The sequence below is a fragment of the uncultured Aquimarina sp. genome (genome assembly GCF_947500065.1).
Lineage (GTDB): Bacteria > Bacteroidota > Bacteroidia > Flavobacteriales > Flavobacteriaceae > Aquimarina.
In genome coordinates, this window is the sequence record NZ_CANMQT010000005.1 from 321250 (window position 1) to 336776 (window position 15527).

The window sequence follows — 15527 nt, forward strand, 5'->3', positions numbered from 1 at the left end:
TTTATATCTTTTCTGGTACTAACACCTTTTGTAATGCCTTAATAAATTGATCTATTTCGGCTTTACCTATAGTCAATGGAGGAAGTATTCGTAATAGCTTTTTGTTGATGGCTCCTCCTGTAAAAATATGCTCATCATAGATCAGTTTTTTTCTAAGATCACCTACCTCAAAATCAAATTCTAAACCTAACATCAATCCTTTTCCTTTTACTTTTTTGACTCCTGGAAGACGAGTCGCTTGGGATATAAAATAGTCTCCTGTTAGTTTAGCATTATCAATCAAATTCTCTGTTTCTAATATTTCCAGCACTGATAATGCTGCTGTACAAGCAAGATGATTTCCTCCAAAGGTTGTACCTAACAATCCATAACTAGGTTCAATGTGAGGCGCAATCAGAATTCCTCCTATTGGAAAACCATTACCCATACCTTTTGCAATAGAGATGATGTCTGGTGTAATTCCATGATGCTGATATGCAAAGAATTTTCCCGTTCTTCCGAATCCCGTCTGTACCTCATCTAGAATAAGTACTACATTGTATTTTCGACACAACTTTTCTAATCCTTTAAAAAATTCAGTGGTTCCTTCATCTAAACCTCCAACACCCTGAATTGGTTCAATGATAACAGCACATACATCACCTTTTTTCAACTCTTTATCCACCAACTCTAAGTCATTTAATGGCAAAAAGGTTACATTTTGTTGTTTATTAAGAGGTGAATTAATCTTAGCATTATCGGTAGCTGCAACGGCTGCAGAAGTTCTCCCATGGAAACCATTATCAAACGAAACAACTCTAGATTTCCCTGTGTAAAAAGATGCTAGTTTTAGCGCATTTTCATTCGCTTCGGCTCCAGAGTTACATAAAAACAATTGATATTCATTACATCCAGATAATTCGCCTAGTTTATCAGCTAATTGAGATTGCAAGCTATTCTGAACAGCATTCGAATAAAACCCAATTTTTTCTATTTGCTCTTTTAATCTTTTTACATAATGTGGATGTCCGTGACCAACTGATATTACTGCGTGACCACCATACAAATCCAAATACTCGTTTCCATCTTTACCCACCACAATACTATCATAGGCGTTAACAGGTTCTACATCGTATAAGGGATATACATCAAATAATTTCATATTCTTAGTTGTTGGTTTATTGTTTATTGTTAATCGTCGATTATTTTCAATATGAAACTATCAATTGAGAACGACTAACTATCAACTATTTTATTGTATTAATTTTTTCATAAGAAGCCATTACTCCTTTTATGACTGAGGAACTTAATCCTTGATGTTCCATTTCATTTAATCCTTCAATCGTACATCCTTGTGGTGTGGTTACTTTATCAATTTCACGTTCAGGATGCGTTCCGTTTTCTGCTACTAATGTTGCCGCTCCAATGGCAGTTTGCACTGCTATAATCTGAGCTTCGTGAGGGTGAAACCCCATTTGAATCCCTCCTTGAATCATAGCTCTAAGAAACCTTAAAAAGAACGCTATTCCACTAGCTCCCAGAACAGTAGCAGCTTGCATCAATCTCTCTTCTATTACTAAAGTTTCTCCTATTGTGTCAAACATTTTCTCCACAATTATTAGTTCTTCCTTTACATCTTCATTAGCTGAAATACAGGTCATCGATAATTTTTTTGCAGCTCCTGTATTCGGCATCACTCTTACCACTTTATTATTTGGAACTACTTCATTAATTTCTGCAATAGAAGTTCCTGTTACTGTAGAAATAAGTATTTGATCCTTAGTTACAACATCCTTAATCTCTTGCAAAACAGTATCTAATTGCCTTGGTTGTACACATAGAATTACCCATTTAACATCTTTTATTGACGCTATGATGTTTTGTGATGTAGATACCCCTAATTTTTCTTCAACCTCTTTTAGGTTATATTTCGACTTATCTACTACTGTAATATTTTTTGCTTCAAAAAGATCACTATCAGACAATCCCGATATTATGGATTTCCCTAAGTTACCTCCTCCTATAATTGTTATTTTATTCATCTTATTTTTTATTAACACCCTTACCCCAAACCTCTCCGTCAATGGAGAGGAGAAATCAGAAAGCGCTTGCTTTTAATTCTAACCCTGTTTTTTCTTCTAATCCAAACATCAAATTCATATTATGAATAGCCTGTCCAGAAGCTCCTTTTATCAAATTATCTATCACTGAAGTGATTAACAACATTCCATCTTTTTTACTAATATGCAGAATACATTTGTTGGTATTTACAACTTGTTTCAGATGAATTTCTGAATCTGAAACTATTGTGAATTTTGCCTTTTTATAATAAGATTTATATAGTTCTTTGGCCTCCTTTTCAGAACCATCATACTTCGTGTACATCGTAGCATAAATCCCTTTGCTAAAATTTCCTCGATTAGGAATAAAGAAAATTGGAGATTGAAAACTGTTTTGTAATTGTTTTACGCTCTGATTTATTTCGTCTAGATGTTGGTGTGTAAATACTTTATAACTAGAAAAATTGTTATCTCTCCAACTAAAATGTGTCGTTCCACCAGGCATTACTCCTGCTCCAGTACTTCCGGTTGTTGCATTCACATGAACAGCATCTGTCAATTTCCCTTCCACAGCTAATGGTAATAACCCCAACTGAATAGCGGTTGCAAAACATCCTGGATTTGCTATATTCTGAGCAGATTGGATTTTTTCTTTTTGTAATTCCGGTAAACCATATACAAAGCCACTTCCCTGAAAGTTCTGATCATTCTCTAATCTAAAATCGTTACCTAAATCAATAATTTTGGTATCATTCGAAAAAGCATTTGCTTCTAGAAATGCTCGTGATCTTCCGTGTCCAAGACATAAGAATAGGACATCTACATTGGTATTAACAGTATCTGTAAATGAAAGATCTATATCTCCGAGTAAATCTACATGTTGCTGGCTAATCGAGATACCTGCATTCGTAGTACTGTATACGAAATCCAGTTCTACTTCTGGGTGATTAACTAATAGTCTTAGTAATTCTCCAGCCGTATATCCTGATCCTCCTATAATTCCAACTTTTATCATGATTCGCTTGGGTTTACATTATGATATATCTTATTAGCATTTCCATAGATTTTAATAAAACCTTTAGCGTCATCAGAAGTCCATGAATTATTCATTTCACCATATTGTCCAAAATCTGATTTCATCATATCAAATTCTGATTCGATTCCTTCCAGAGTGAAATGATATGGTTTTAGTTTTACGATAACATCGCCGGTCACTGATTTCTGAGAATCATCCAGAAATACTTCAATATTTCGCATAACAGGATCCAAATAATTACCTTCATGCAATAGCATACCATACCAATTTGCTAACTGTTCTTTCCAATATTGTTGCCACTTAGTTAACACATGTTTTTCTAATAAATGATGTGCTTTTATAATTACCAATGGCGCTGCAGCTTCAAACCCAACTCTTCCTTTAATACCAATAATAGTATCTCCTACATGAGTATCCCTACCAATAGCAAAGGCACTTGCTAATTCCTCAAGTTTCTGAATATTTTTGACAGGAGTATCCTTTATCCCATCTAATCCAACTAATTCCCCTTTTTCAAAATTAAGAGTAATCGTTTCTTCTTTCTCTTTTTGGAGTTGACTTGGATACGCATCTTCGGGTAATGCATTATGAGATGTTAAGGTCTCTTTTCCTCCTACGCTAGTACCCCAAATCCCTTTATTAATAGAATATTGAGCTTTTTCCCAACTATAATCAACTCCGTGCGTTCTAAGAAACTCAACTTCCTCTTGTCTGGATAATTTCAAATCTCTTATTGGAGTAATAATTTCGATTTCCGGAGCTAGGGTTTGGAAAATCACATCGAATCTAATCTGATCATTTCCTGCACCTGTACTTCCATGTGCTATATATTTTGCACCTACTTTCTTCGCATAATTAATAACTTCTATTGCCTGAAAAATTCTTTCTGCACTTACCGACAATGGATATGTATTGTTTTTAAGTACATTACCAAAAATCAAATACTTAATCGCTTTTTGGTAAAACTCATCCAATATTGTTTTATTAACATGAGAAGTACTTCCTAGTTGATATGCTCTCTTCTCTGTATGTTCTAATTCTTCTTCAGAAAATCCTCCGGTATTTACCAATATTGTGTGTACCTCTAGGTTCTTTTCATGAATAAGATATTTCACACAGTATGAAGTATCTAAACCTCCACTGTATGCTACTATTATTTTTTCCATAACAACAATTGTTTATTACTTGTAAGCATTGTCTGCTTTATTTTTTTTAATCTTTTTAACACTTTCTTATTGTACCATTTTTCTTTTTTTCTAACTTCAATAGTTGGATCATATAACATTCCTGTGCAAAGACACATCTTATGATCTTTGGTTGTCAAAATATCATAGTTGGTACAAGTTTTACAACCAGCCCAAAACTTGGGATCATCTGTTAATTCCGAAAAAGTAACTGGTTTATAACCTAGATCAGAGTTTATCTTCATGACTGCTAATCCTGTTGTAATACCAAAAACTTTAGAATGAGGATACTTTTGTAAAGAATAATTAAAGGTGAATTCCTTAATCTTTTTTGCCAATCCTTGATTTCTATAATCCGGATGCACTATAAGACCTGAATGAGCTACATATTTTTCGTGACCCCAAACCTCTATATAGCAAAATCCTGCAAACTCATCTTGGGATAAAGCTATAATTGCATTTCCATTTCTGATCTTAGTTTTTATATACTCTGGAGTTCGTTTAGCAATACCAGTACCTCTTACTTTTGCAGAATCTGATATCACTTCGCAAATCTCCCGAGCGTAACCCAAGTGCTTATTCGTAGCTATGATAATTTGTATCTGTTTCATCCGCTAATTTCTATTACTCTTTCTTTAAAAAAGATGTAATTTATTATGAACAACTTTTAGATTGATATAATGATCCATTTCATAAATGAATTATATATCAAAAAGTGTAAATACTTAAAGTTTAAATGATATGATTCCTGAGGAGATTCGAAATTAGTAATGCCCGATATCAATAGATAAAATAATACTCTTTTGAGTGGAATTAATAACTAAATCGAAAAAAGGAATGTTTTATAAGGGAAGTAGGACGCACCTACTTCGTAATAATTTTAAACCCCCAAGGGGCGACGAAAGCGGCGTGTAGATATAATGGTATCAACTAACTGGTTCAAGAACTGAACTTTAACTTCTGTAAAAATATAATTTGCCGTTTTCATAATAGTAACTCTAAATCGTCGGCCGTAGCCCCTTTCGTTAACTAGATGGTACAATATTACATAAAAATAATCTTTACCTAAAAAGAAAAAAACTAAAATTCTATAGAATTATGATTTTCGTAAAATCTATACCGTAATACTCATCAAACTTCAAAAAAATAATCCGAAAATTACATTATACTCATTCCCAATAATTTATCAACAGCATAGAAAAGATATTTTTAATCTTAAATACATAAAATAATAAATACTACTTCAAACAAAGTATTACTCAATTAAACATACTGCTTAACTACCCCATAAAAACAAGATACCTTATATTATAAATATCCCAACTGAATACCAATTCCTCAAAACGAAAACCATTTAGAATGTCTATTTGCTTAAAAAACAATGCTTTTTTTAAACTTTCATAACATTTTTAACATATAAATTTTGTGATAATAAAAAAAAACAATACTTTTGGTTAACCAGATTGGTCAACCAGTTAAAATCAAACCCAGTATATGAATATTAAAATAGAAAAGGAAGCGGATGTTATATCCAGTCCCAAAAAGGGTTCCGAAGAATTAATTATCTCTAAAATTAGGGAATTAATTGTTTCTAAGCAACTTGAACCTGGTGATAAACTTCCTGCAGAGCGAATTTTAGCTGAAAAGTTAGGAGTGAGCAGAAATCAATTACGTCAGGCTATTCAGAGATTAGAGTTTTATGGTCTTGTAAAAAAGTATCCACAAAGTGGTACTAGAGTATCCAATATAGGTGTTACCGCACTTAACGGAATGATGACTGATATTTTACAATTACAGGAGCCTGATTTTAAATCATTAGTAGAAACAAGGTTAATATTAGAAACAAATGCAGTTAGATTAGCAGCAACCAGAAGGTCAGATGAGCATTTACGTCAAATACAAGCTGCACATGAAGCTTATAGTGAAAAAGCAATAAAGGGTTTGAATGCGGTAGAGGAAGATTTAATGTTTCACCTTAAACTATCTGAAGCAAGTGGCAACAGTGTGATCAACTCATTAATGTTGGTAATCACACCAGAAATCATTACTCGATTTGTAGCTAATAAAGTATGTAATAAAGATGAAAACCATTTATTGATCAAAGAACACCAAGCTATAATTGATGCTATAATTGATAAAGATCCAGATAGAGCAGTTGCAAAACTTGAAGAACACTTTAAAGATCTTTACAAATTTTGTTATGATTAAGAAAATCTAAATAAAAAGGGAAATAATTTTAATACAAATCTAATATGTAACAAAAAAAATAAAAACAAAAAAAGGGACAGCTACCACACTAATCCCTTTATTTTCGAAACTTTACTTAGTTTAAAAAGTAAAATTATTACTATAATTACTTATAGATAGATTAAAACAAAGATAGGAAAAATAGATAAATCGAAGAACGTTTATCAATTTTTAATGATTTGTTTAAAAATAGGTAATTACAAAAATTAAGTTTTGCTTTTAAAATCGAAAATGACCAATTAGTGATTTAAACTAAAGCATTAAAAAACAAAAATAATTACTTATGTATTTTAAAAAGATTATAACAGTCGTTTTGATTGTTCTATATCATTGTACAATGCTTGCTCAAGATAGCATTACATTAGAAGGAACAGTTACTTCCCAGGAAGATGGAATTCCAATACCAGGAGTGAATGTATTAATATTAAAAACAAATACTGGAACTACTACTGACTTTGATGGACTCTACCAACTTAAAGTAAAGAAGGGCGATGTAGTTTCGTTCTCATTTACAGGAAAGAAAACAATAACTATAGTTATTGACAATCAAACAAGACTTGATGTTGCCCTTGAGGAAGAAGCTTCTGAACTAGAACAAGTTGTAGTAATAGGATATGGAGTTCAGAAAAAATCTAGTTTAACAGCCTCTGTATCTAAGTTAGAAAACAAAAATTTAGATGAATTACCATACTCTGATGTTTCTAATAGTATCAAAGGAAAAATTGCAGGAGTTCAGATTAGAAATACCAGCGGTAATGTAGGTGATGAACCAGAAATATTAGTAAGAGGTATTGGTTCCATTAGTCTTAGTTCTGCTCCATTGGTAGTTGTTGATGGATTTCCATTTGATGACGGTCTTCAATTCATTAATCCTAGCACCATAGAATCTATAGAAGTTTTGAAAGATGCTAGTTCTACCGCAATCTACGGATCTAGAGGTGCTAATGGTGTTATTCTTATAACTACTAAAGAAGGAAAATCAGAAAAGACTTCATTTGAGTTTAAATCATTATCTGGTTTCAAACAAGCAGCTAGAAGTATTGACATCTTGGATGCAATTCAATTCTCTGACTTAGATCGAAATAGAGATCAATTAGTAGAAAACTTTAATGCTCAGCAAGAAAACAGAGAACCAACCCTTGTAAATTATGATAATGTTCAAATAGGAAAAAGGACTATTGCACAAAACATTGGCGGGCCTACTAATTGGCAGGATGAAGCATTAAGAAATCCGGCTAGAATTGAAAATTATCAGCTAAACGTATATGGAGGAGGAAGTAAAACTAATTACTTGATATCTGCAAACTACATTTACAATGAAGGACTTAGAAAAGATAATGATTTAGAAAGATTAAATTTATCTGCCAGACTTAAATCTAAATTATCAGATAGATTAAGTTTTGATCTAAAAATCAACCCTTCTTATACACTTACCAGAAGATCTTCTATTAATTTCACGGATACCGGAAGATATGAAACTTGGATTCCTGTTAGACATAATCAATATACATCGGATTTAACAGGACAACCTCTAGGAAGTTTTGCACATGCATTACATTTTAGAAATCTCAATTTCGACTATGTAGATGCTGTAACTGGTCAGGTAGAAAACACTGGGAATTTAGAAAATCTTTGGTCTTCATCTAATTTCAACCCTATCTCTAGACAAGAAGCTAGTAGACGTAATCGTTTTGAATATAGATTGCTAACTAATGGTTCTGTTAAATGGAAAATAGCTAAGGGACTTACTTTAAGATCCTCACTTGGAGGATATGTTAGATATCGTACTGGAGAAGAATTTTTTGGATCCGATGGTGATAGAGATGGTGAAACGGAAGGATTATTAGCTGATCAACTCACAGTAAAATACATTAATGAAAACACATTAAATTATAATCGAAATTTTAACGGACACGATCTCGGATTGCTATTAGGTATTACTTATGAGAATACAACAGAACGTCTTAGCAATCTTAGAATTACCAATTTTGATGATGAAACCATAACAACACTTAATGGAGGAACTATCATAGATTTAGACAACACTTTTACCATAAAAGATAAAACTGTACTATCTTCTTATTTAGCAAGGGTTAATTATGCCTATAAAGATCGTTATTTAATTTCTCTAGCTGGAAGAGCAGATGGTTTTAACAAATTTGGAAAAAATAATAAATACGGGGTTTTCCCATCTGTTTCGATTGGTTGGAATGTTGCCAACGAGAATTTCTGGAAAAATAGTATTGGTAACACGGTGAATAATCTGAAATTGAGATCTAGTTGGGGGATTAGTGGATCTGCTCCTGCTCTATTCGATTTCTTAGCGCCTACCATAGTAGATTTCAGTAACTATAGTTTAGGAAATACGGGTGGTGTTACCACAGGTCAAGGCGAAGTAGACTTTCTACAAGGAAATCCAGATATCACTTGGGAAACGAACACCGAATTTAATAATGGTATTGATTTAGGTCTTTTCAATGGTGCTGTTAACCTTACTGTCGATTATTATTATAAGTTATCAGAAAAACTTTTATTAAGACAACAAATTTCTAATGCTACCGGTTTTGACGAACAATGGAACAATATTGGAAAAGTTCAAAATTCTGGTTGGGAATTTGACTTATCTACAAACCTTGGAAGAGGAAAACTAAAGTGGCAAGGAAATGCTAATATTTCTTTTAATGAAAATAAACTTATTTCCTTTGGAGGATCCGAAAGAATAATCAATAATGGAGAGCGAACTGATCAATACATTACTCGTGTAGGAGAACCTTATATTCAGTTTTATGGATATCGTACAGATGGTATTTTTCAAAATGCAGAAGAGTTAGCAAATAGCCCTAGTGGTATTACAGATGCTGTAGGAGGACTTAAAAGAGTGGATGTTAATGGTGATGGAATCATAAACGAAGATGACAGAACTGTTATTGGTGATCCATTTCCTGATTTTATTTGGGGATTCACTAATACATTTACTTACGGAAATCTAGATCTTAACTTTTCTTTTCAAGGATCTCAAGGAGGTGAAGTAGTATGGGGAGAAGCCTTTTATAATGAAGTTGCTCGCTACGGAACAACATATGCCGAAGATCAATGGTTTAACGAAAATATTCCTGCGAGTAGACCAGGGATAAGAATTGGTGTTCCATGGTTAGAAACAGATTATGCTGTACAGGATGCCTCTTATATATCGCTAAGAGAAGTAGTATTAGGGTATACACTTCCTGTTCATTCTACTAAGAAAATGGGATTAGAAAAATTGAGAATATTCCTCTCTGGACAAAACTTATGGTATAGTGCTGCAGATGAATATCTAGGAAATAATCCAGAAGGTAGTACGGATAGAGGTAATGTTCTAATTAGAGGATATCAAAGAGGAGTTACACCAATACAACGTCAGCTTGCTCTTGGATTAGATATAAAATTCTAAATGGTAATTAATTATTGTCAAATTCATACATATTCTTAGCTAAGGCTATTAATATAATATTGAAATATTGATTAAAAAATATACACAATGAAACATATTTTTAAACTTCCAAACATATTCATAAATTTTAAGATTTATGCATTGTCCCTGACATTACTTATGGTGTCTTGTGATCTTGAAGAAGATGTGACTTCCTTTAGAACGGATGAAAACTTCTATCAAAACCAAGAAGAATTAAACAGAGGAGTAATAGCTTCATATTCTAGCTTATATGATGTAATGTCTGTAGAATGGAATATCACAGAGCTTCGTTCTGATAATACATTTACCAACCCAGATAGATCTCCAGAATCAGATGCTCCTCGCTTTACATTGGATCGTCTTACTGTGGATACTAATAACTCCATTAATCAAGCATACTATGCTAATTGTTATAAAACTATTGCTTTAGCCAATAGAATTATAGCTAATCTCGATGTTGCGGAGGATCAAGACTTAAGAAATCAATATGAAGGTGAAGCTAAATTCCTAAGAGCATTAATGCATTTTAACTTAACGCGACTATATGGAAGTATTGTAATTGCTGATAGGGTATTGATTGGTGAAGAAGGCTTTGAATTATCTCGTAGACCTCAATCGGAAGTATATCCTTTTATCATTCAAGATTTAGAAGATGCAATAACGCTTTTACCTGAGGAATATGATGATTCTGAATTTGGAAGAGCAACAGGAATTGCGGCTAGAACTATTTTAGGAAAAGTTCATTTAACAAGCTCAACTAGAGATTTAGAAGCTGCAATCACTCAGTTAGAATATGTTAGAGACAGAGGGATAAATGATCTTTTAACAAATTATGATGATCTTTTCGAGCCTGGTAATGAACTAAATAATGAAGTTATTTTTTCCGTTCGTTACGAACAAGGGCTTATTGGTTTAGGTTCTCCTTTCCCTAACTTCTTTGCTCCTTTACAGAGTGATGGAAATGTAGTTTTTGGAAATGGTGACGGACTCAATGTTCCAACTGAGGATGTGTCTAATTTATACCTAACCGAAGATCAAAGAAAGCTTTCATCTATGGCTGATAGTTATATCGCTACCAATGGAACAGAAATCTTTAATAAACATGTAACAAAGTATAATTCAGATTTTAATGCATTAGACGATGGTGATGTAGACTGGCCAGTTACAAGATTTGCCGATGTGCTATTAATGCTTTCTGAAGCTTATATAGATGCTCGAGGAATTACTGAAGCACTCATAGAGCTTAATAGAGTAAGAGAACGTGCAGGTCTAACTGCCTTAACTGAAACAGAAGTAAGCTCTAGCTTTGCTTTTAAACTTGCTTTAGAAAATGAAAGACGTTTAGAGTTTGCCTTTGAAAATCATAGATTCTTTGATTTACTAAGAACCAACAGAGCTTTAACTGTTATAAATGAACACTTTATCACAGAGTTTGCATACAACAATCCAGATAATCCTGATCTTGATGCAAGTCCTATTTCTGATTTTCAGTTATTATTACCTATACCACAAAGAGAAATCGATCTAAACCCAAACTTAGCTCAAAACATAGGTTATTAATGTCTATCAACAAACAACATATCATTCCTAGAGCACTATCAATGCTACTGTTTTTCATTGGATGCATCGGTTTTGCCAATGAGATTAAAGTGGCGACTATTGATGAATTCAATAGTGCTATACAATCCGTAAAAGCAGGAGATCGCATTATTCTTAAAAATGGAGAATGGAAAGATGTCAAATTAGTAGTAAAAGGTCAAGGGACTTCAGATAATCCAATTATAATTCAAGCAGAAGAATCCGGTAAGGTATTCATTACCGGAGATTCTAGCTTAAAAATGGCTGGAACTCATTTAATAGTTAAAGGCTTATGGTTTAAAAATGGTTTTACTTCCGGTAAATCTGTAATTTCCTTTAGAATAAACTCTAAGGAATTCGCAAATCATTCTAGACTAACCGATTGTGCTATTACATATTATAATCCTAGCTCTAAAGCAACAGATTCTAAATGGGTAAGCATTTGGGGTAAGAACAACAGAGTAGATCACAATTATTTTGCGGGAAAAACCAATTCTGGTACAACTCTAGTCGTTTGGTTAAAAGGAGAAAAACATATTCAGAATAATCACAGAATTGATCATAATTATTTTGGAGAAAGACCTTCTTTAGGATTTAATGGTGGTGAAACGATAAGGATAGGAACCAGTAAAAATTCCTTATTATCATCCAGAACGATTGTAGAAGATAATGTTTTTGAAAAATGTAATGGTGAAGTAGAAATTATTTCTAACAAGTCCTGTGACAACGTATATCGTAATAATCTTTTTTTAGAAAGTGAAGGCGTATTAACATTAAGACATGGGAATAGGTGTTTAATAGAAAGTAATGTATTTATTGGAAATCAAAAACCAAATACAGGAGGTATTAGAATCATTAACGCAGGTCATGTAGTTAGAAATAATCTAATGATGAATCTAACGGGAGATGGGTTTAGAGGTCCAATTGTAGTTATGAATGGTGTACCTAATAGTCCCGCAAACAGATATCATCAGGTAAAAGATGTTAGCATCCAAAATAACACCATTATTAATTGTTCTCCTATTCAGTTTTGTGCTGGTAGTGATGAGGAAAGATCATTAGCTCCAATAAATACTATTTTTGCTAACAATCTAATTTTCAATGATAAAAACGGTGATATTGCAACTGTACATGATAAACTAGATGGTTTTAAATTCTATGGGAATATTCTTGATTCCCAAAAAGATTTCAATCAATCAGGTTTTTCAAAAGTTAAAGTCAACTGGGATACTTTAGATGATATTCTTTACATACCAAAAACCGACAATGAGGAATTAATCAAAAATTCCAAACCTGAAGGTAAATCGACCAAACTTGATATCACTGGAACAGCGAGAAATACTTTTGTAGCTGGAGCCTATAATCTTGGAAATAATAAGCTTCCAAAGGCACTTGTTCTTAAAAGTGGAACTTCATGGGATTCAAAAGTAGCACCTCAGAAACCAAAAGTAGTATCAGAAATTATCGAAATTGAACCTGGTGTAGGGACATTACGTAAAGCATTAAAAAAAGCTTCTGCTGGTAGTGTCATCAAATTGAAACCTGGAGAATACGTTTTTGAAAAAGGAATAAAAATCAATAATAATGTAACTATTCAAGGAAATTCTAAAGACAAAAAACCTGTATTAAGAATGAAAGAAGGATTAGAAAAAAATCCTACTTATATCTTTAGAGTTGAAGGAGGTAGTGCATTACGATTAAATAATCTGGAAATATCTGGAGACTTAAGTACTCCTATAAAGTATGCGGTAGTTTCCCCTGACAAAGGTGCATCTGAGCCTTATTCTGTATTCATTGACAATTGTTATATCCATAGTTTTAAAAACAAAAAAGGTGGTAGCGTATACAAAGCCTACAAAGGAACATTTGCAGACACTATTAACATCGTTAATTCCAGAATTGAAAACGCTTACAGAGGTATTAACCTATCAGAAGAAAAAGATGATAACGGAAAATATAGCGCTCAAGTAGTACATATTGATAATACAATTTTTAAAGATATAGAACAATGGGCAATAAATTATTACCGTGGAGGAACTGACGAGTCTACTTTAGGAGGTAAACTTATCGTTGATAATTCCATATTTAGTAATGTAGGTAATAAAGAAAAAGGTACAGTATTACGAACTAAAGGTATTGTATCAGTTGACATCAAAAACTCTGTATTCGAAAAAAGTTATAAAGTAGTAAACCCCGTTAACCTACAAGGAAATAAAAATACGATTAGTAACTGTGTCATTTTTGATTGTGGTACAGTAAAAGCAACAAAAGGAGCATCAGCAAAAGATATCCTATACAAAAACCCGAAATGGGAAGATAAAAATAACTTCATTCCAAGTGAGAAATCACCGCTGCGAAAGCAACAACATATTGGATTGAAATGGGAAGCTAAAAAATAAAATAAACACCATAGAATTATGAAAAATTACGAAGCATCTTTCAAGAGAATCTTAGCAGGGCTATTGGTTTTCTGTTTAATGTTGATATTTGTAATATCCTCATCTTGTGATGCGGATATAGAAGTAGATCAAACCGTAGAAGAAATTGAATCCGCTACTCCAATAATCTCTAGTTTTTCTCCATCAAGCGCAGAAATACTTAAAGCAGTGCTTGTAGAAGGAGAGTTTCTACAATTCGTCGATAGAGCAACTATTGGTGGTATACCAACAGAAATAAAAAGTAAAATTAGTGATACTCAAATTTTACTTAGAATTGACCCTGCAGTTGTCTCAGGACCAATTGTACTTATCAATGATCTAAGCAGACAAGGTGCAGAAAACCTTGAGTTTACCGCTACATCATCAGAAAGCTTAACTGTATCTTATCCTGTACCTTCAGTTACTAGTGCAATACCTAATGAAGCTACTGCTAATGATTTATTAATCATAGAAGGTACTAATCTTGGTGTTGTATCTAGTGTTACTTTTGGAAGTGTTGCTGGTGTTATATCTTTCCAGGAAAATGATGTAATAGTAGTTACTGTTCCAAATCCGGGAACCTTAGATCCGGTTTCTATAAATTTAACGTACAATAGCAATAATGGTGAAATCGCACAAGAATTAAGTCCTTCTTTTCTAGTTAACATTCCAACTCCTGAACCGAGTAATGTACCTAGAATAATGACAAGAGATAATGTTGTGACAATCATCGGAAACAATATTAATTTCACAACATCCGTAACTGTAGATGGCACTGAAGCAACAATTACCACCACCGCCACCGAGTTAACTTTTATGGTTCCTGCAGATGTTCAAACGGGTATTGCTGAAGTAATCATTACAGATACTGAAATGCGTCAAACAACATATAATATACCATATATTAATGGACCATATTATGAGTATTATGATTTTGATACTAAAGCTCTTGAAACTGTAAGAGATAATAAAAATGGTAATCCTGATGAAGTAGTCTTGTCACTTGGAGAAGAAGAATCGGAACAACCAAGATTTACCGGAATGACAGAGTCTTTCGGAAGTAGATATTTGCATTTAGATTACCCCAAAGCAACTACAAGTACTTTAGCATCTATATATGGCTATGATTTTAGCGATGACTATGGAACGGAAGAAATGGGAGAAGAATCAGCAGCTTTAGCAGATCCAGCGGGTAAATTTGGTGGGAATCCCGTTTTACATTTCTGGATGAGAATAAATGGTGCAAATTGTAGAACAAAAATTTACCTCGGTACTTCTAGTGCGCAACGTAGAGAATCTAATGGACCACTTTTAGATACAGGAGGAGAATGGGTTTTAGTTGCCGTAAGACTTAATGGCTTTATGGATAGTGCGGCAGACTTTTCCAGATTCCATTTGAGACTCACAGCTGGTAGTTCATCAGACAATATTCCTAGGTCAGCAGATTACGATTGGATAATTGTAACTGATAGAGTATTAACTGAGTTCGGAGCGGTAGACTATTCAGCTGCTTCTATTACCGATCAAACTAACTGGAAAGATCAAGGTTAAGATAACAAAATCAATATCTAGAAA

At 33.1% G+C, this 15527-nt stretch carries 10 protein-coding genes; 5 read left to right on the forward strand and 5 right to left on the reverse strand.

Annotation, left to right across the window (positions count from 1 at the left end):
• Position 1 precedes the first annotated feature (1 nt).
• From Q0975_RS16635 to Q0975_RS16655, 5 genes are all read right to left on the reverse strand, one after another.
• Positions 2-1141 (reverse strand): aminotransferase class III-fold pyridoxal phosphate-dependent enzyme, encoded by a 1140-nt coding sequence (locus tag Q0975_RS16635; RefSeq protein WP_299438698.1) that lies wholly within the window; start codon positions 1139-1141, stop codon positions 2-4.
• Positions 1142-1226: 85 nt separating this feature from the next.
• Positions 1227-2021 (reverse strand): pyrroline-5-carboxylate reductase, encoded by a 795-nt coding sequence (proC, locus tag Q0975_RS16640; RefSeq protein ID WP_299438700.1) that lies wholly within the window; start codon positions 2019-2021, stop codon positions 1227-1229.
• A gap of 55 nt (positions 2022-2076) precedes the next feature.
• On the reverse strand, positions 2077-3054 hold the full coding sequence (argC, locus tag Q0975_RS16645; RefSeq protein ID WP_299438702.1) for an N-acetyl-gamma-glutamyl-phosphate reductase: 978 nt from the start codon (positions 3052-3054) through the stop codon (positions 2077-2079).
• Complete coding sequence (locus Q0975_RS16650; RefSeq protein ID WP_299438704.1) at positions 3051-4241, reverse strand: argininosuccinate synthase domain-containing protein; 1191 nt, start codon at positions 4239-4241, stop codon at positions 3051-3053. Before Q0975_RS16650 ends, argC begins: the two co-directional genes overlap by 4 nt.
• Positions 4229-4870 (reverse strand): GNAT family N-acetyltransferase, encoded by a 642-nt coding sequence (locus tag Q0975_RS16655; protein ID WP_299438706.1) that lies wholly within the window; start codon positions 4868-4870, stop codon positions 4229-4231. Before Q0975_RS16655 ends, Q0975_RS16650 begins: the two co-directional genes overlap by 13 nt.
• A gap of 883 nt (positions 4871-5753) precedes the next feature.
• On the opposite strand from Q0975_RS16655, the gene Q0975_RS16660 reads away from it, so the two are divergent.
• The 5 genes from Q0975_RS16660 to Q0975_RS16680 all read left to right on the forward strand — a co-directional run bounded on the left by Q0975_RS16660 (position 5754) and on the right by Q0975_RS16680 (position 15503).
• A complete protein-coding gene (locus Q0975_RS16660) occupies positions 5754-6467 on the forward strand; it encodes a FadR/GntR family transcriptional regulator (protein ID WP_299438708.1) in 714 nt (237 codons plus the stop codon).
• A 322-nt stretch (positions 6468-6789) separates the two neighbouring features.
• Entirely contained in the window at positions 6790-9936 is a 3147-nt protein-coding gene (locus Q0975_RS16665; protein ID WP_299438710.1) for a TonB-dependent receptor, read from the forward strand.
• Positions 9937-10023: 87 nt separating this feature from the next.
• Positions 10024-11517 carry a RagB/SusD family nutrient uptake outer membrane protein gene (locus Q0975_RS16670; RefSeq protein WP_299438711.1) on the forward strand — a complete coding sequence of 498 codons (1494 nt, stop codon included), beginning with the start codon at positions 10024-10026 and terminating at the stop codon, positions 11515-11517.
• A complete protein-coding gene (locus Q0975_RS16675) occupies positions 11517-13934 on the forward strand; it encodes a polysaccharide lyase 6 family protein (protein WP_299438713.1) in 2418 nt (805 codons plus the stop codon). Before Q0975_RS16670 ends, Q0975_RS16675 begins: the two co-directional genes overlap by 1 nt.
• A gap of 18 nt (positions 13935-13952) precedes the next feature.
• Entirely contained in the window at positions 13953-15503 is a 1551-nt protein-coding gene (locus Q0975_RS16680; RefSeq protein WP_299438715.1) for an IPT/TIG domain-containing protein, read from the forward strand.
• Positions 15504-15527 lie beyond the last annotated feature (24 nt).